A 12998-nucleotide genomic window follows, 5' to 3' on the forward strand; every position below is an offset into this window, starting at 1 on the left:
CCATGATGGACGCACGACTCCACAGCGCCTGGCTGGCCGGCCGCATACGCCATCGCCGGCTGCGGCCCGTCAGCCACCAGTTCCAGTACCGGACCGGGCTGCTGGCCCTGGATCTCGATGACTGGCCGCATATCGGCGGTATCAGCCGGCTGTTCTCCGTCGGCCGCTTCAACTGGCTGTCACTGCACCGCAGCGACTACCTGGCACCGGCAACGCCCGACCTGAAACAGGCGGTCCAGGACCAGGTGGAAGCCGCCACGGGCTGGCGTCCGGACGGCCGGATCGAGCTGATCACCCATCCCCGCTACCTGGGCTACATCTTCAATCCCGTGAGCTTCTACTGCTGCTACGCGCCCGAGGCGAGCCCGGAAAACGGCGACCTGCCCCGGGTCGTTGCCGCCCAGATCACCAACACACCGTGGCACGAACGCCATGTCTATTGCCTGGAGGGCGCCCCGCAACAGAACAGCCGGTCGGGATGGCACACACAGCAGTATCGCTTCCACAAACGCTTCCACGTGTCGCCCTACAACCCGATGGACCAGGAATACCATTGGGTTTTCAGTGCCCGCGGACCGGAGTTGCGCATCCACATGAATGTGCGCCGTGACGGAAACAGGGTTTTCGACGCGACACTGGAAGTCCAACGCACTCCTTTCAATCGTAAAACAGTCCGGAACCACATTCGCCGGTTTCCACTGGAAACCATTAAGGTGGCCGCCGGTATCTACTGGCACGCCCTGAGGCTGAAGCTCAAGGGGGCGGTTTTCCAGCCCCACCCCGACAAGCTCGACCGGCAGGACCCGGCCTACCGGCTGGGCCACGACGATCACGGCGAACGGGTTGATGACGCCGTACCCGGAACAGGAAAGGTAAGCTCATGGAGAACCTGAACAGCACCACCACTGAGCCCCGTCGCGCTTCGCTGGCCAGCGACTGGGCCCGCCGGATTGTGATCAGCCAGCTTCAGCAGCTCGAGGCTGGCGTACTGACCATCAGGGAAACGGGCCGCGCCGATACCATCTGCGGCGATGGAGACAGCCGGTTTCCGCCCGCCGAGATCCGCATCCATGAAGCCTCGGCCTGGCGCGACATTCTCACCGGTGGCGGCATCGGCGCCGCAGAGGCCTATGTCGCCGGCGACTGGACGTCACCGGACCTGACCGCACTGCTGCGATTCTTCACCCGCAACATCGATCGCATGAACGCCTTCGAGGACCGGTTCAACTGGATCACCAAGCCGGCGCTGAAAGGCCTGCACTGGCTCAACCGCAATAGCCGCGAAGGCTCACGCAAGAACATCCAGGCCCATTACGACCTCGGCAACGCGCTGTTCGAGATGTTTCTCGATCCGACAATGATGTACTCGTCCGCCGTTTATCCGGACGTCACTGCCAGTCTGGATGAAGCCGCGGTGTTCAAGCTGGACCTGATCTGCCGCAAGCTGGGTCTGGGACCAGAGGACCGGGTGATCGAGATCGGCACCGGCTGGGGCGGTTTCGCCCTGCACGCCGCCCGTCAATACGGCTGCCACGTCACCACGACCACCATTTCCCGGGAACAACACGACCGGGCGCTGGAGCGGATCCGCGGGGAAGGCCTGGAAGACCGCATCACCCTGCTGTTCGATGATTACCGGGACCTGACCGGCCAGTACGACAAGCTCGTGTCCATCGAGATGATCGAAGCCGTCGGCCCGCAGTACCTGGACAGCTACTTCAGTCAGATCAGCCATCTCCTGAAACCGTACGGGCTGGCGCTGATCCAGGCGATCAACATGCCGGAGCAACGCTACGACCGGGCCCTGCGCAACGTGGACTTCATCCAGCGCTACATCTTCCCGGGCAGCTTCATTCCGTCGTTCGGCGCCATCCTGGATTCGGTGCGGCGCCAGAGCGACCTGGTGATGATCCAGAGCGAGGACTTCGGCTTCCATTACGCGCGCACCCTGCGCGACTGGCGCCAGCGCTTCATGGCGGCCCGTGGCCGGATTCGTGGACTGGGCTATGACGAGGCCTTTATCCGGCTCTGGGACTTCTACTTCAGCTACTGCGCAGCCGGTTTCTCCGAGCGGGCCATCGGCGTGTCCCAGATCCTGTTCGCCAGGCCCGGCAACAAACAGGACCCGCGACTGACGCCATGAACAACCGGGGGCCGCTCCACAATGGCCTGAACTTTGTCCTGTTCCAGGCCGGCTGGCTGGTCTGCGTGGTCTATCCAGGGCCCGTAGCGGTGGTGTCCGCAATGCTCATACTGGCGCTGCATCTGGGCGTGATCAGCCGGTCACCGATGGGCGAGGCGCGCTTCATCCTGATCGGTACCCTGCTCGGCACCCTGCTGGACGGTCTCTGGTTCCGCGCCGGTCTCCTTGTCTGCCCGGAGGGGCAGCCGCTCTGGATCCCGCTCTGGCTGGTCGCGCTGTGGGCCCTGTTCATGACCACGCTGTGCCACTCGCTGGCCTGGCTGGGTGAGCACCGCAGCCTGATGGTGGCGCTGCCGCCCTTCGCAGGGCCGTTCGCCTACTGGAGCGCGGCCAAACTGGGCGCCGTTACGCTGCCAGAGCCCACCATCAGCCTCATCGCCATCGGGCTGGGCTGGCTGGTCCTGTTCCCACTCCTGATGGTAGTCCGCCAGCATACGGTCCGGGAGGATGCGCTGGTATGAAACAGCTGACGTCCCTGCTCCTGGTTCCGGCCCTGTGCCTGGGCGCTGACGGGCCGGCTGAGTACCGGTTCTCCGGGACGGCCACCGGTGACGATGGCATCCGGCTGTACGAGGAACATCACACGGTGAACGGCGAGTGCCGGAATGGTCACTTCGTGCCGCGGACACACGGCGTCGACTATGTCGCCCTCGACGAGTCACTGGGGCGGCTCAATCACACCTTCGCCCGCAAGCAGATCGATTACTCCCAATCGACCTGGCGTCCAACCGTGGATTTCTCCCAGCCCAACTTCGATGAGCGGCTGATGATCCGCAATGTGAACGACCGGCAGGCCCGGCTGCGCTGGCAGACACCCACCGGTGAGCAGGAGACCTTCGTCGTGCCGCTCGACCGGGACACCGTCATTGACGCCGGCTTCGTGCACTTCATTCGCGATCACTGGGCCTCGCTGGAACAGGGACAATCCGTGGCATTCAGCTTCCTGGCGCCAACCCGGGGCGAAACCTACGGGTTTGTCGCCGAGCCGACCACCAGCGATGCCGTCGATGCCCCGATGGTCATCAACATGCGCCCCACCGGTGTGTTGCTGCGCTGGGCCGTCGACCCGATCATCCTGGGCTTTGACGACCAGGGGCGCCTGACCGATTACGTCGGCCTGGGCAATATCCGCCGGGATCAGGATCGCAACTACAACGTCCAGTTGCGCTACCCCGGCGGCGACATTCCCTGTCCGCTCCTGCCCCAGGCCAATTGATCCGCAAGGCGTCACAGGTCGGGCAGTTCGACCCTTTGTCCCGCCGGCCGCTGTGGTAGACTCGCGTCATCACCTACCATCCGCCGAACAGGACAGACAGTCAGCCGATGATCGTCGCATCTTTCAACGTCAACAGTATCCGCACCCGCCTGCACCAGCTCCAGGCTGTTATCGATACCTACCACCCCGACATTATCGGTCTCCAGGAAACCAAGGTGACCGACGAGGAATTCCCGGCCGACGATATCCGTGCCATGGGGTACGACGTCTATTTTCACGGCCAGAAGACGCACTACGGCGTCGCCCTGCTGACCCGCCATGAGCCCGAATGCATCCAGAAAGGCTATCCCTGGGACGATGGCGAGGCCCAGCGCCGCATGATCGCCGGCCGCTTCAACATCGGCGGCAAAGATCTGACCGTCATTAACGGCTACTTTCCGCAGGGGGAGAACCGGGACCACCCGGTAAAGTTCCCGGCCAAGGAAAAGTTCTATGCCGACCTGAACCGCTACCTGGCGGAAGTCGCCAAACCCGACGACCCGGTGATTGTCATGGGTGACATGAACATTTCACCCCGGGATCAGGACATCGGCATTGGCGCCGACAATGCCAAGCGCTGGCTGCGAACCGGCAAGTGCAGCTTCCTGCCGGAAGAGCGGGAATGGATGAGCACGCTGGAAAGCTGGGGGTTGACCGACGTCTTCCGTCACCTGCATCCGGAAGAGGCGGACACCTTCAGTTGGTTCGACTACCGCAGCAAGGGCTTCGAGCGCGACCCGCGCCGCGGCCTGCGTATCGACCTGATCATGGCCAGCAACGGGCTCCTGCCCAAGGCGAAAGCCTCGGGTGTGTCCTACGACATCCGCGGCATGGAGCGCCCTTCGGATCATTGCCCGATCTGGGCCGAATTCGACCTCTGATCCGCCAGACCGGGCTACGGAACTGCCATGAAGGTGAAGACCCGCGACAGGATTCTGGACACCAGCCTGACCCTGTTCAATATGGTGGGCGAACCCAATGTCACCACCCTGCTGATCTCCGATGAGATGGAGATCAGCCCCGGTAACCTCTATTACCATTTCAAGAGCAAGGGCGACATCGTCGGCGAGCTGTTTGGCCGCTACGAGGAGGAATTGCTGGATCTGCTGGAAGTACCAACAGATGTGGACGTCAGCCTGGAACAGTTGGGCATCTTCCTGCACCTGACGTTCGAGGCCATCGCCCGCTATCGTTTTCTGTACCAGGACCTGGTCAACGTGCTGTCGCGCTACGACTCGCTGCAGAAGCGGTTCCGCAACATCCTGAAGCTCAAGCGCCGTGCGTTCGCGACGCTCTGCAGCAGTCTGCGCCGCCAGTCCTTCATGGCCATCCACGACCACGAACTCGATGCCCTGTGCGAACAGCTGACGCTGACCCTGAGTTACTGGGTCAGCTTCGAGCTGCTGTCGCACCTGAATAACAAGGATAACGTCGACCTGGGGCGCGGCGTGTTCCAGATGATTAACCTGATCACGCCCTACCTGACCGACGATGCGGCCGAGCAGGCCCGCCTGATGGCGCAGGATTACCTGTAATACGGGAAGGTCGCAGGAACAACGCCCGCGAATCGGCGGCTATTCCTCTTCGCTGCGGGTTTGCCTGCGCGCCTTCTCCTCACGCACAGCCTTGAGCTCGGCTTCCAGGGCCGAGATGCGGGCTTCCAGCGCCTCGATTTCTTCCCGGCGGTGGATGCCGAGTCGACGCAGGGCACCGGATACGCGCTGGTCAAACAGGCCTTCAAGGCGGTCCCAGGTGCCACTGGCCCGCTCCTTTACCCCTTCGACGTGCCCTTCCACGTTACGCACATGCCGCTCGACCACCCCCCGGGTCTTGCTTTCCAGTTCCTCGCCCTCATGGACCAGGCGATCGAAAAAACGGCCGGCGTCTTCCTCCGCCTTGGTGTACGCGCCCAGACCCGCCAGCCAGATCTGTCGGGCCGACCCTTTGATGCGATCCGCCAACTGGGCATCGCGCTCCTGGTCGTTGTCGTTGCCGTTGTCGTTGCCCTTCTCTTTGTCGCTGTCACTACTCATAGATACCTGCTCCAACAGCACGGCCGGATTGTAAAGACCGTTCTGAATAATGCCATTCCCGGCCTGTTTTCGTCGGGTCTCATTGTATTACATCCAACGCACAGAATCAGGCCCTGTGGGGACCGTTCGCTCCCCCGTGGAACGCCCCTCGGCAGCGCCGGGCCTGTCGTCGGCACAAGACAGGCCGATCGCCCGAGAAGCCGCGCCAGCACTGATCTTTCGACACGCTATAAGAGTCATTTCGTTAGAAGAAAATAATTTCAATCGAAGCGGCCAAAAACTTGAGATGTGTAAAATATAAACAATACTGAACTTACCGGTATCCCTGCTGATGCCGGTTTGTCTGGAAGTCTTTCATGGATACTACTCGCACGCCTCTGCCCGGCCTCCCGTGCCGGGCTTTTTTTCTGCCCCTCGATCGGTTTTTCGGTCTCCATCGCTTGCCGTCGCACACCAATATTATATATTATACTTAATCATTAATTGTCTACCCTTTAACCAGACATGGGGACACACGGCGATGGGCGAGCTGGCTATCGATATCCACGAAATGCGGGCCTCGGCTGACCGCGCCAGTCAGTTCCTGCGCAGCCTGGCCAATGCCGACCGGCTGATGCTGCTTTGCCAGCTCAGCCAGGGCGAGCTGGGCGTCAGCGACCTGGAGGCGTCGACCGGTATCCGCCAGCCCTCGCTCTCCCAACAGCTGGGCATCCTGCGCCGGGAGGGCCTGATTGCACCGCGCAAGCTGGGCAAGCAGGTGTTCTATCGGATCGACGAACCCAAGGTGCTGGTCATGGTCCAGCAACTCTACGACCTGTTCTGTGCGGAGGACATCACACCATGATGATCGACTGGGCTCACTTCACACCGGTATCGGCCCTGGTTGGCGGCCTGATCATCGGCCTGGCGGCCGTGCTGCTGATCCTGATCAACGGCCGGATCGCCGGTATCAGCGGCATACTCGGCGGGCTGCTCACTCCGAGCCGTGGCGAGAGTGCCTGGCGGGCAGCCTTCCTGCTGGGCATGATCGCAGCGCCGCTGCTCTGGCTCGCACTGGCCGCCCTGCCCGCCATACAGATCGAGGCGTCAACGCCCCTGCTCATCGTCGCCGGACTGCTGGTTGGTTTCGGCACCCGACTGGGGTCCGGCTGCACCAGCGGCCACGGTGTCTGCGGCCTGTCCCGGTTATCACCCCGTTCGCTCGTTGCCACGGTGCTGTTCATGGGTGCCGGGTTCGCGACCGTCTTCGTCGTTCGCCATGTGCTGGGAGGTGTCTGATGCGTACGCTGCTCTTTGCCTTCGTGTCCGGCCTGATCTTCGGGCTTGGCCTGCTGGTCTCCGGCATGGCCAACCCGGCCAAGGTGCTGGGTTTCCTGGATCTGGCCGGCGCCTGGGACCCGTCCCTGGCCCTGGTCATGGTCGGTGCCATCCTGGTGGGACTGTTCGGCTTTACCGTGGCGCGACGGCGCAGGACCAGCCTGCTGGGCCACCCCATGCGACTGCCGGACAGCACCGTCATTGACCGCCGGCTCGTGATCGGCGGCCTGCTGTTCGGCGTGGGATGGGGGCTGGCCGGCTTCTGTCCGGGCCCGGCGATGGTGGCCCTTGGCGCCGGTAAGGCCAAGGCGCTCATTTTTGTGGTGGCGATGGTCGGCGGCATGGTCCTGTTCCAGGTTTTCCAGTCCCTGGAACAGCGGCAGCACAGGACCGTCGGTTCCTGAGGCGTCGCGTACAGCAGGGCCCCACTCGTGTTACTCTCGCGGCATAAACCCGCCCGGCGGTCATGCCGCGCCCGGCAAGCATTCAACAGGAGACTGTCATGGAACTGCACAAACTCGACGACGACCTGACGGTTGCGCCCCAGATCACGGTAGAGGATGTGGCGGAAGCGGCCCGGGCCGGTTTCAAGACGCTGGTATCGAACCGACCCGATGGCGAAGGCGACGATCAGCCGGCCACCGACGACATCGCCCAGGCCGCGCGTGAGAATGGCATGGAATGGGTCTATCTCCCGGTGCAATCCGGCAACGTCACCGATGACGACGTGGAAAAATTCGCGCCCGTGCTGGAAACCGCATCCAAACCCATCCTGGCCTTCTGCCGGACAGGGACCCGCTGCTCCACCCTCTGGGCCCTGTCCCGCGCCCGTCAGCACAATATCGACAAGCTTCTGCAAACCGCCCGCGCGGAGGGGTACGATCTTGGCAAGCAGCGTGAGCGAATGCTCCGCCTTGCCGCCGAACGCAAAGGCTGACCCGGGACCGGGCGGCGATGAGGGAACGACTCTCCACGATACTGCCGCCGATCGGCTGGCTGCGTGATTACCACAGGACGACGCTGGCCCAGGACCTGCTGGCAGCTTGCATCATGACGGTGCTGGTCATCCCCCAGTCACTGGCCTACGCCCTGCTCGCCGGCCTGCCCGCCCAGGCCGGCCTCTACGCCAGCATCCTGCCGGCGATCGGCTATGCCCTGTTTGCCAGCAGCAGCGCCCTGGCGGTGGGCCCCGTTGCCCTGATCGCCCTGATGAGCGCCACCACGGTCGGTGGCATCCAGGCGGCGGGGGTGGTCGATTTTGCCACCGGGTCCCTGGTGCTCGCGCTGCTGTGCGGGATGATCCTCTTCATCATGGGCGTCGCGCGGCTGGGGTTCATGGCCAATTTCATCAGCCATCCGGTCATCTCCGGGTTCATATCCGGCTCGGCGCTGATCATCATGCTCAGTCAGGTGGGCACGTTGCTGGGTATTCCTTCAGGGGGCAGCACCGTTCCGTCGCTGGTATCCTCGATCGCCCACAGCCTCGGACGTTTCAGCGAGGCAACGGCAGCGATCGGCATCGGTTCGTTGGTCTTCCTGTTGCTGGCTCGCCGCTATAGCCAGCGCCTGCTTGTGGCGATGGGACTGCCCGTCGGGATTGCCTCCACCCTGGCCCGGCTGGCCCCCATGCTGGTGGTTGTGGTGACGGCTGTCGTCACGGCCCGGAGCCATCTGGACGGCGCCGGCGTGGCGGTCATCGGCGACCTCCCGGCCGGTTTGCCGGATCTGTCGCTACCGGCCATCGACCTGCCGCTTGTCGAGGTGCTGCTGGTCCCCGCACTCCTGATCAGCCTGGTGATCTTCGTGGAATCCACCTCGATCGCCCACGGCATCGCAGCACGACGCGGCGAGCGGCTGGATGCCAACCAGGAACTCATGGGCCTGGGTGCCGCCAACCTGGCCGCGGCCGTGTCCGGCGGGCTTGCGGTGGCCGGTGGTTTTTCCCGTTCCGTGGTCAACATCGAAGCCGGGGCACGGACCCAACTGGCCGGCGTCTTCAGCGCCGTCGGCATTGCGCTGGTAACGGTATTCTTCACGGGCCTGTTCCACTACCTGCCCAAGGCCACGCTGGCCGCCATCATCATCGTTGCCGTCACGACCCTGGTCGATTTCCGTGCACTGGCCGATACCTGGCGCTATTCCCGCCAGGATGGCCTGGCGTTACTCACCACCCTGCTACTGACGCTTTTCGCCGGCGTGATCCCGGGCATCCTCGCCGGCGTGGCGCTTTCCCTGATGCTGTACCTCTACCGCACCAGTCGCCCGCATGTCGCCGTGGTCGGCCGCATCCCGGGCACCGAGCACTTTCGCAACCACCAGCGCTACACGGTGGAAACCGACCCGCAGATGGTCATCCTGCGGGTGGACGAAACCCTCTACTTCGCCAACGCCCGATACCTGGACGACTGCGTCAGCGAACTGGTGCGCCAGCGCCCGGAAGCCACCGATTTCGTGCTGATGTGTACCGGCATCAACACCATCGATGCCTCAGCACTGGAAACGCTGGAAGCGATCAACACGCGCCTGCGGAGCGCCGGTGTCAGGTTGCATCTGACCGAGGTCAAGGGCCCCGTCATGGATCGGTTGCGGCGCACACGCTTCCTGCAGAACCTGTCCGGCGAGGTCTTCCTCAGCACCTTCGATGCCTGGCGAACGCTGACGGATAGACACTCGCTATCGACGAGTACCATTGACTCATCCAGCGAAAACGCTAATCCTTCCGGCGCACACTGACGTATCTGGAGCTTTCGCTGCAGGAACAGCTCCTGCGGCACCACCCACTTGCGATTGTTGACGGAAACACGCCATGCGTTACCAGGGTCCAACCGGATTCAAACACCAGCAACCCCAGAAAACCGGCATTCTGATCACCAACCTGGGCACGCCGGACGCGCCGACCGCGCCAGCCCTGCGCCGGTACCTGAAGGAATTCCTGTCCGATCCCCGGGTCGTCGAATTCCCGCGCCTGCTGTGGTGGCTGGTCCTCAATGGCATCATCCTGCGAATCCGGCCCAGGCGCTCCGCCGCGGCCTACAGCAAGGTCTGGACGGCGGAAGGATCGCCCCTACTGATCCATACCGCCAACCAGTGCGAGATGCTGCGCGAACGCCTCCAGGCCCGCTACGGCGATAACGTGGTGGTGGCCTTTGCCATGCGCTACGGTTCCCCGTCCATTGCATCGGTGCTGGAGCAGTTACAACAGGCCGGCGTTCGCAAGCTGCTGGTATTGCCGTTGTACCCCCAGTATTCGGCGTCCACCTCGGCCTCTACCTTCGATGCCATCAGCGCCGACTTCAACCGGCGCCGCTGGCTGCCGGATTTCCGCTTCATCAGCCACTATCCCGACTATCCGCCCTACATCGAGGCGATGGCGCGTCATATCGAAGCCCACCGCGCCCGGCACGGTGCCGGAGACAAGCTGATCCTGTCCTACCACGGCGTTCCCAAACGCTACCTGCTCAACGGCGATCCGTACCACTGCGAATGCCTGAAGACCTCGCGGCTGCTGGCCGAAAGGCTGGGGTTGGGCGAGAACGATTACATGACCACCTTCCAGTCCCGGTTCGGACGCGAGGAATGGCTCCGGCCCTACACGGACGAGACGCTCAAGGCACTGCCCGACAAGGGCGTGAAATCCATTGACGTGTTCTGCCCCGGCTTTGCCGCCGACTGCCTGGAGACCATCGAGGAAATCGACCAGGAAAACCGCGGCTATTTCATGGCCGCCGGCGGCGAGCGGTTCCAGTACATTCCGGCGCTGAACGCCGAGGATGTGCACATCGACGCCCTCGAGCAGCTGATCGAGGAAAACCTGAAAGGCTGGTCCCTGCGCAGCCCCGGCGCCAAGGCCCTGCGGGATCGGGCGCAGCGGGCGAAGGCTCTCGGCGCCGCAGAGTAGATGACTGGACACCCAGGGAAACGGAAGCCGGGCGGCTTCCGTTTTTCGTTTCAGTGCTTAGGACACGGCATCCGGGAGACGTCCACAGCTGGCCAGTTGCCCGCCTATCTCACGGGACAACGCCAGGGCATCCACCACGAAGTACTGACGTTCCTGTAACCCACACTGGCGAAGGATCGCCGGCAACGAGCGAAACTCGATGCGAAAGGTCAGCCGGGGGACGTAACGATAGGTCCGGCCCTTGTGGGTCCAGCTCACCAGCGGAGCCAGATGCGCCTGACCATTGGGATCGGTCTGGCGCTGGGAAGCGACATCCTCGCGCCAGTGGATGTGCAGATCCGCCACGCCGTAACGCGCCTCCATTTGACGCTCTTCGGTCAACCCGATAACCCGGTTTACTGCAATGCTCATCGTTGAGCCTCCTTTGCCTGGGCCGCTTTCGGGCCCGATCAACAAGAAATCCAACTCATCTCGTTGTTGTCACGGATCGTCCTGATCACGCTTTCTTGTACTGTCCACTATATGGGCAAAAGCATCGACTTCACGTCGGGAACCCGGCTGTGGCCCGATATGACAGCGTTTCAACGGGATATGACCGGCGCCTGACCTGATTGCACTGATAAAAGTGGTCCGGGTTCGAACGGCGTACGAACAGAAAAATAGGCATCGGGGGGTGGTAAAACCGGGGGTTTAACCTCTAAGTTATAAGCTGTAACGGAGAAAGTTCGGGATAAGTCTGTCATAGAGTGACAAGTCGCTCGGGAATGGAGGCCCATTCCGTCTTCCATGAACGTGCCGGTTCGCCACGGCATGCCAATCAGGAGAACGCCTATGAACAACGCTGAACTGCAAGCCCTCAAGGAAAAGTACGTCGCGGCCGGAGCTGCCAGTCCGAACGATCAGTTCGCTGACCGGGCGAAGAATGCGGAAGTCTGGGATGCTGATGGCAAACGCATGATCGACTTTGCCGGGGGTATCGGCGTTCTCAACATCGGCCACCGGCACCCGAAGGTGGTGGACGCCGTGAAGGCCCAACTGGACAAGGTGATGCACACCTGCCAGACCGTGATGCCCTACGCTCCCTACGTCCAACTGGCTGAAAAACTGTGCAAGATCGCCCCGGTGACCGGGGATTCAGCCAAAGCCTGTATGTTCAACGCCGGTGCGGAAGCGCTGGAAAATGCCGTCAAGATTGCACGCTGCGCCACCGGGCGCCACGGCGTGATCTGCTTTGACGGCGGCTATCATGGCCGCACCCTGATGACCCTGGCCATGACCGGCAAGGTACTGCCCTACAAGCATGACTTCGGCCCCATGCCGGGCGGTGTTTTCCGTGCGCCCTTCCCGATTCCCTACCACGGCATCACCGAGGAAGACGCGCTGGATGCGCTTCGCATGCTGTTCAAGACGGACATCCCGACCAAGGATGTCGCAGCCATCGTCATCGAGGCGGTCCAGGGTGAAGGCGGTTTCTACATTGCCCCCCCGAGCTTCCTGCAGGCGCTGCGCAAGATCTGCGATGACCACGGCATTGCCCTGATCGTGGACGAAGTGCAGTCCGGCTTTGGCCGCACAGGCAAGATGTTCGCCATCGAGCACAGCAACGTGAAGGCGGACATCATGACCATGGCCAAGAGCATGGCCGGGGGTATGCCGGTTTCCGCCGTCGTCGGCAATGCCCGCATGATGGATGCCTCCGGCCCCAACAGCCTGGGCGGCACCTACAGCGGCAGCCCGCTGGCCTGCGCCTCGGCACTGGCGGTGCTCGAGGTGTTCGAGGAAGAAGACATCCTCGAGAAGAGCGTGGTCCTGGGCAACAAGCTGGAAAAACGCTTCCTCCAGTGGCAGGACAGGTTCAAGCACGTGGATCACGTCCGCCACCTGGGGCCGATGGCGGCCTTTGAGCTGGTGACCGACAAGGTCTCGCGGAATCCGGAGCCGGAAATGACCGGCGCGCTGGTGAAGAAGTGCAAGGAGAGAGGCCTGGTCCTGCTCAACTGCGGCCTCTGGGGCAACTCGATCCGGGTGCTGATGCCGATTACGATCGAAGACGATGTGCTTGAGGAAGGCCTGGCCATCATCGAGGAAAGCCTGGCCGAGCTGGAAGCCTGATGTGACGAGACGATGGGCGGGCACCTTCGGGTGTTCCGCCCGGCACGCCTGATCCTGTCTCCGCCGTTGTGTCGACCCGTATCCGGCAATCACGGCCTGCCAGTTTCCTGCGGCCAACATTGCTTTACCCCACCGTAGGGCCTGTTATCCTGAGGCTATATCACCGCCGAAGGAGATAAC

General features: G+C 62.8%; 15 protein-coding genes. 13 read left to right on the forward strand and 2 right to left on the reverse strand.

Annotated elements, in window-relative coordinates; all coding sequences use genetic code 11:
- The first annotated feature begins 2 nt into the window (after positions 1 to 2).
- The 6 genes from EZI54_RS10390 to EZI54_RS10415 all read left to right on the forward strand — a co-directional run bounded on the left by EZI54_RS10390 (position 3) and on the right by EZI54_RS10415 (position 4993).
- Positions 3 to 893 carry a DUF1365 domain-containing protein gene (locus EZI54_RS10390; protein WP_341352851.1) on the forward strand — a complete coding sequence of 297 codons (891 nt, stop codon included), beginning with the start codon at positions 3 to 5 and terminating at the stop codon, positions 891 to 893.
- On the forward strand, positions 881 to 2143 hold the full coding sequence (locus EZI54_RS10395; protein WP_131481698.1) for an SAM-dependent methyltransferase: 1263 nt from the start codon (positions 881 to 883) through the stop codon (positions 2141 to 2143). Before EZI54_RS10390 ends, EZI54_RS10395 begins: the two co-directional genes overlap by 13 nt.
- Positions 2140 to 2664, forward strand: coding sequence for a DUF2878 domain-containing protein (locus EZI54_RS10400; protein ID WP_131481699.1), 525 nt, complete (start codon positions 2140 to 2142; stop codon positions 2662 to 2664). The genes EZI54_RS10395 and EZI54_RS10400 overlap by 4 nt, the downstream gene beginning before the upstream one ends.
- Positions 2661 to 3419, forward strand: a complete 759-nt coding sequence (locus EZI54_RS10405) for a hypothetical protein (RefSeq protein ID WP_131481701.1) — start codon at positions 2661 to 2663, stop codon at positions 3417 to 3419. The genes EZI54_RS10400 and EZI54_RS10405 overlap by 4 nt, the downstream gene beginning before the upstream one ends.
- 107 nt (positions 3420 to 3526) lie before the next feature.
- Positions 3527 to 4339, forward strand: a complete 813-nt coding sequence (gene xthA / locus EZI54_RS10410) for an exodeoxyribonuclease III (RefSeq protein ID WP_131481703.1) — start codon at positions 3527 to 3529, stop codon at positions 4337 to 4339.
- A gap of 27 nt (positions 4340 to 4366) precedes the next feature.
- Positions 4367 to 4993, forward strand: coding sequence for a TetR/AcrR family transcriptional regulator (locus EZI54_RS10415; RefSeq protein ID WP_131481705.1), 627 nt, complete (start codon positions 4367 to 4369; stop codon positions 4991 to 4993).
- A 39-nt stretch (positions 4994 to 5032) separates the two neighbouring features.
- On the opposite strand, the gene EZI54_RS10420 is transcribed toward EZI54_RS10415, so the two are convergent.
- Positions 5033 to 5491: a phasin family protein gene (locus EZI54_RS10420; protein WP_131481707.1), complete on the reverse strand. Its 459-nt coding sequence runs from the start codon at positions 5489 to 5491 to the stop codon at positions 5033 to 5035.
- Between the two features lie 520 nt (positions 5492 to 6011).
- On the opposite strand from EZI54_RS10420, the gene EZI54_RS10425 reads away from it, so the two are divergent.
- The 6 genes from EZI54_RS10425 (at position 6012) to hemH (ending at position 10706) form a co-directional block, all read left to right on the forward strand.
- Positions 6012 to 6335, forward strand: a complete 324-nt coding sequence (locus tag EZI54_RS10425; protein ID WP_131481709.1) for an ArsR/SmtB family transcription factor — start codon at positions 6012 to 6014, stop codon at positions 6333 to 6335.
- A complete protein-coding gene (locus tag EZI54_RS10430; protein WP_242674416.1) occupies positions 6332 to 6769 on the forward strand; it encodes a YeeE/YedE family protein in 438 nt (145 codons plus the stop codon). The genes EZI54_RS10425 and EZI54_RS10430 overlap by 4 nt, the downstream gene beginning before the upstream one ends.
- A complete protein-coding gene (locus tag EZI54_RS10435; RefSeq protein WP_131481711.1) occupies positions 6769 to 7212 on the forward strand; it encodes a YeeE/YedE family protein in 444 nt (147 codons plus the stop codon). Before EZI54_RS10430 ends, EZI54_RS10435 begins: the two co-directional genes overlap by 1 nt.
- A gap of 98 nt (positions 7213 to 7310) precedes the next feature.
- Positions 7311 to 7745: a protein tyrosine phosphatase family protein gene (locus EZI54_RS10440; RefSeq protein ID WP_131481713.1), complete on the forward strand. Its 435-nt coding sequence runs from the start codon at positions 7311 to 7313 to the stop codon at positions 7743 to 7745.
- 17 nt (positions 7746 to 7762) lie between these two features.
- Positions 7763 to 9541, forward strand: a complete 1779-nt coding sequence (locus tag EZI54_RS10445) for a SulP family inorganic anion transporter (protein WP_131481715.1) — start codon at positions 7763 to 7765, stop codon at positions 9539 to 9541.
- Positions 9542 to 9614: 73 nt separating this feature from the next.
- A complete protein-coding gene (gene hemH, locus EZI54_RS10450; protein WP_131481717.1) occupies positions 9615 to 10706 on the forward strand; it encodes a ferrochelatase in 1092 nt (363 codons plus the stop codon).
- Positions 10707 to 10763: 57 nt separating this feature from the next.
- Here the strand turns inward: hemH and EZI54_RS10455 are convergent, their stop codons facing one another.
- Positions 10764 to 11117: a hypothetical protein gene (locus EZI54_RS10455; protein ID WP_131481719.1), complete on the reverse strand. Its 354-nt coding sequence runs from the start codon at positions 11115 to 11117 to the stop codon at positions 10764 to 10766.
- Positions 11118 to 11537: 420 nt separating this feature from the next.
- On the opposite strand from EZI54_RS10455, the gene gabT reads away from it, so the two are divergent.
- Entirely contained in the window at positions 11538 to 12818 is a 1281-nt protein-coding gene (gabT, locus tag EZI54_RS10460; protein WP_131481721.1) for a 4-aminobutyrate--2-oxoglutarate transaminase, read from the forward strand.
- The last annotated feature ends 180 nt before the right edge of the window (positions 12819 to 12998 follow it).

The sequence above is a fragment of the Marinobacter halodurans genome (assembly GCF_004327985.1).
GTDB classification, from domain to species: Bacteria; Pseudomonadota; Gammaproteobacteria; order Pseudomonadales; family Oleiphilaceae; genus Marinobacter_A; species Marinobacter_A halodurans.

Bases quoted from the DNA above. Each gene is read 5' to 3' on its own strand.
- EZI54_RS10390 (WP_341352851.1), top strand. From the start codon at position 3: ATGATGGACGCACGACTCCACAGCGCCTGGCTGGCCGGCCGCATACGC.
- EZI54_RS10395 (WP_131481698.1), top strand. From the start codon at position 881: ATGGAGAACCTGAACAGCACCACCACTGAGCCCCGTCGCGCTTCGCTG.
- EZI54_RS10400 (WP_131481699.1), top strand. From the start codon at position 2,140: ATGAACAACCGGGGGCCGCTCCACAATGGCCTGAACTTTGTCCTGTTC.
- EZI54_RS10405 (WP_131481701.1), top strand. From the start codon at position 2,661: ATGAAACAGCTGACGTCCCTGCTCCTGGTTCCGGCCCTGTGCCTGGGC.
- xthA (WP_131481703.1), top strand. From the start codon at position 3,527: ATGATCGTCGCATCTTTCAACGTCAACAGTATCCGCACCCGCCTGCAC.
- EZI54_RS10415 (WP_131481705.1), top strand. From the start codon at position 4,367: ATGAAGGTGAAGACCCGCGACAGGATTCTGGACACCAGCCTGACCCTG.
- EZI54_RS10420 (WP_131481707.1), bottom strand. From the start codon at position 5,491: ATGAGTAGTGACAGCGACAAAGAGAAGGGCAACGACAACGGCAACGAC.
- EZI54_RS10425 (WP_131481709.1), top strand. From the start codon at position 6,012: ATGGGCGAGCTGGCTATCGATATCCACGAAATGCGGGCCTCGGCTGAC.
- EZI54_RS10430 (WP_242674416.1), top strand. From the start codon at position 6,332: ATGATGATCGACTGGGCTCACTTCACACCGGTATCGGCCCTGGTTGGC.
- EZI54_RS10435 (WP_131481711.1), top strand. From the start codon at position 6,769: ATGCGTACGCTGCTCTTTGCCTTCGTGTCCGGCCTGATCTTCGGGCTT.
- EZI54_RS10440 (WP_131481713.1), top strand. From the start codon at position 7,311: ATGGAACTGCACAAACTCGACGACGACCTGACGGTTGCGCCCCAGATC.
- EZI54_RS10445 (WP_131481715.1), top strand. From the start codon at position 7,763: ATGAGGGAACGACTCTCCACGATACTGCCGCCGATCGGCTGGCTGCGT.
- hemH (WP_131481717.1), top strand. From the start codon at position 9,615: ATGCGTTACCAGGGTCCAACCGGATTCAAACACCAGCAACCCCAGAAA.
- EZI54_RS10455 (WP_131481719.1), bottom strand. From the start codon at position 11,117: ATGAGCATTGCAGTAAACCGGGTTATCGGGTTGACCGAAGAGCGTCAA.
- gabT (WP_131481721.1), top strand. From the start codon at position 11,538: ATGAACAACGCTGAACTGCAAGCCCTCAAGGAAAAGTACGTCGCGGCC.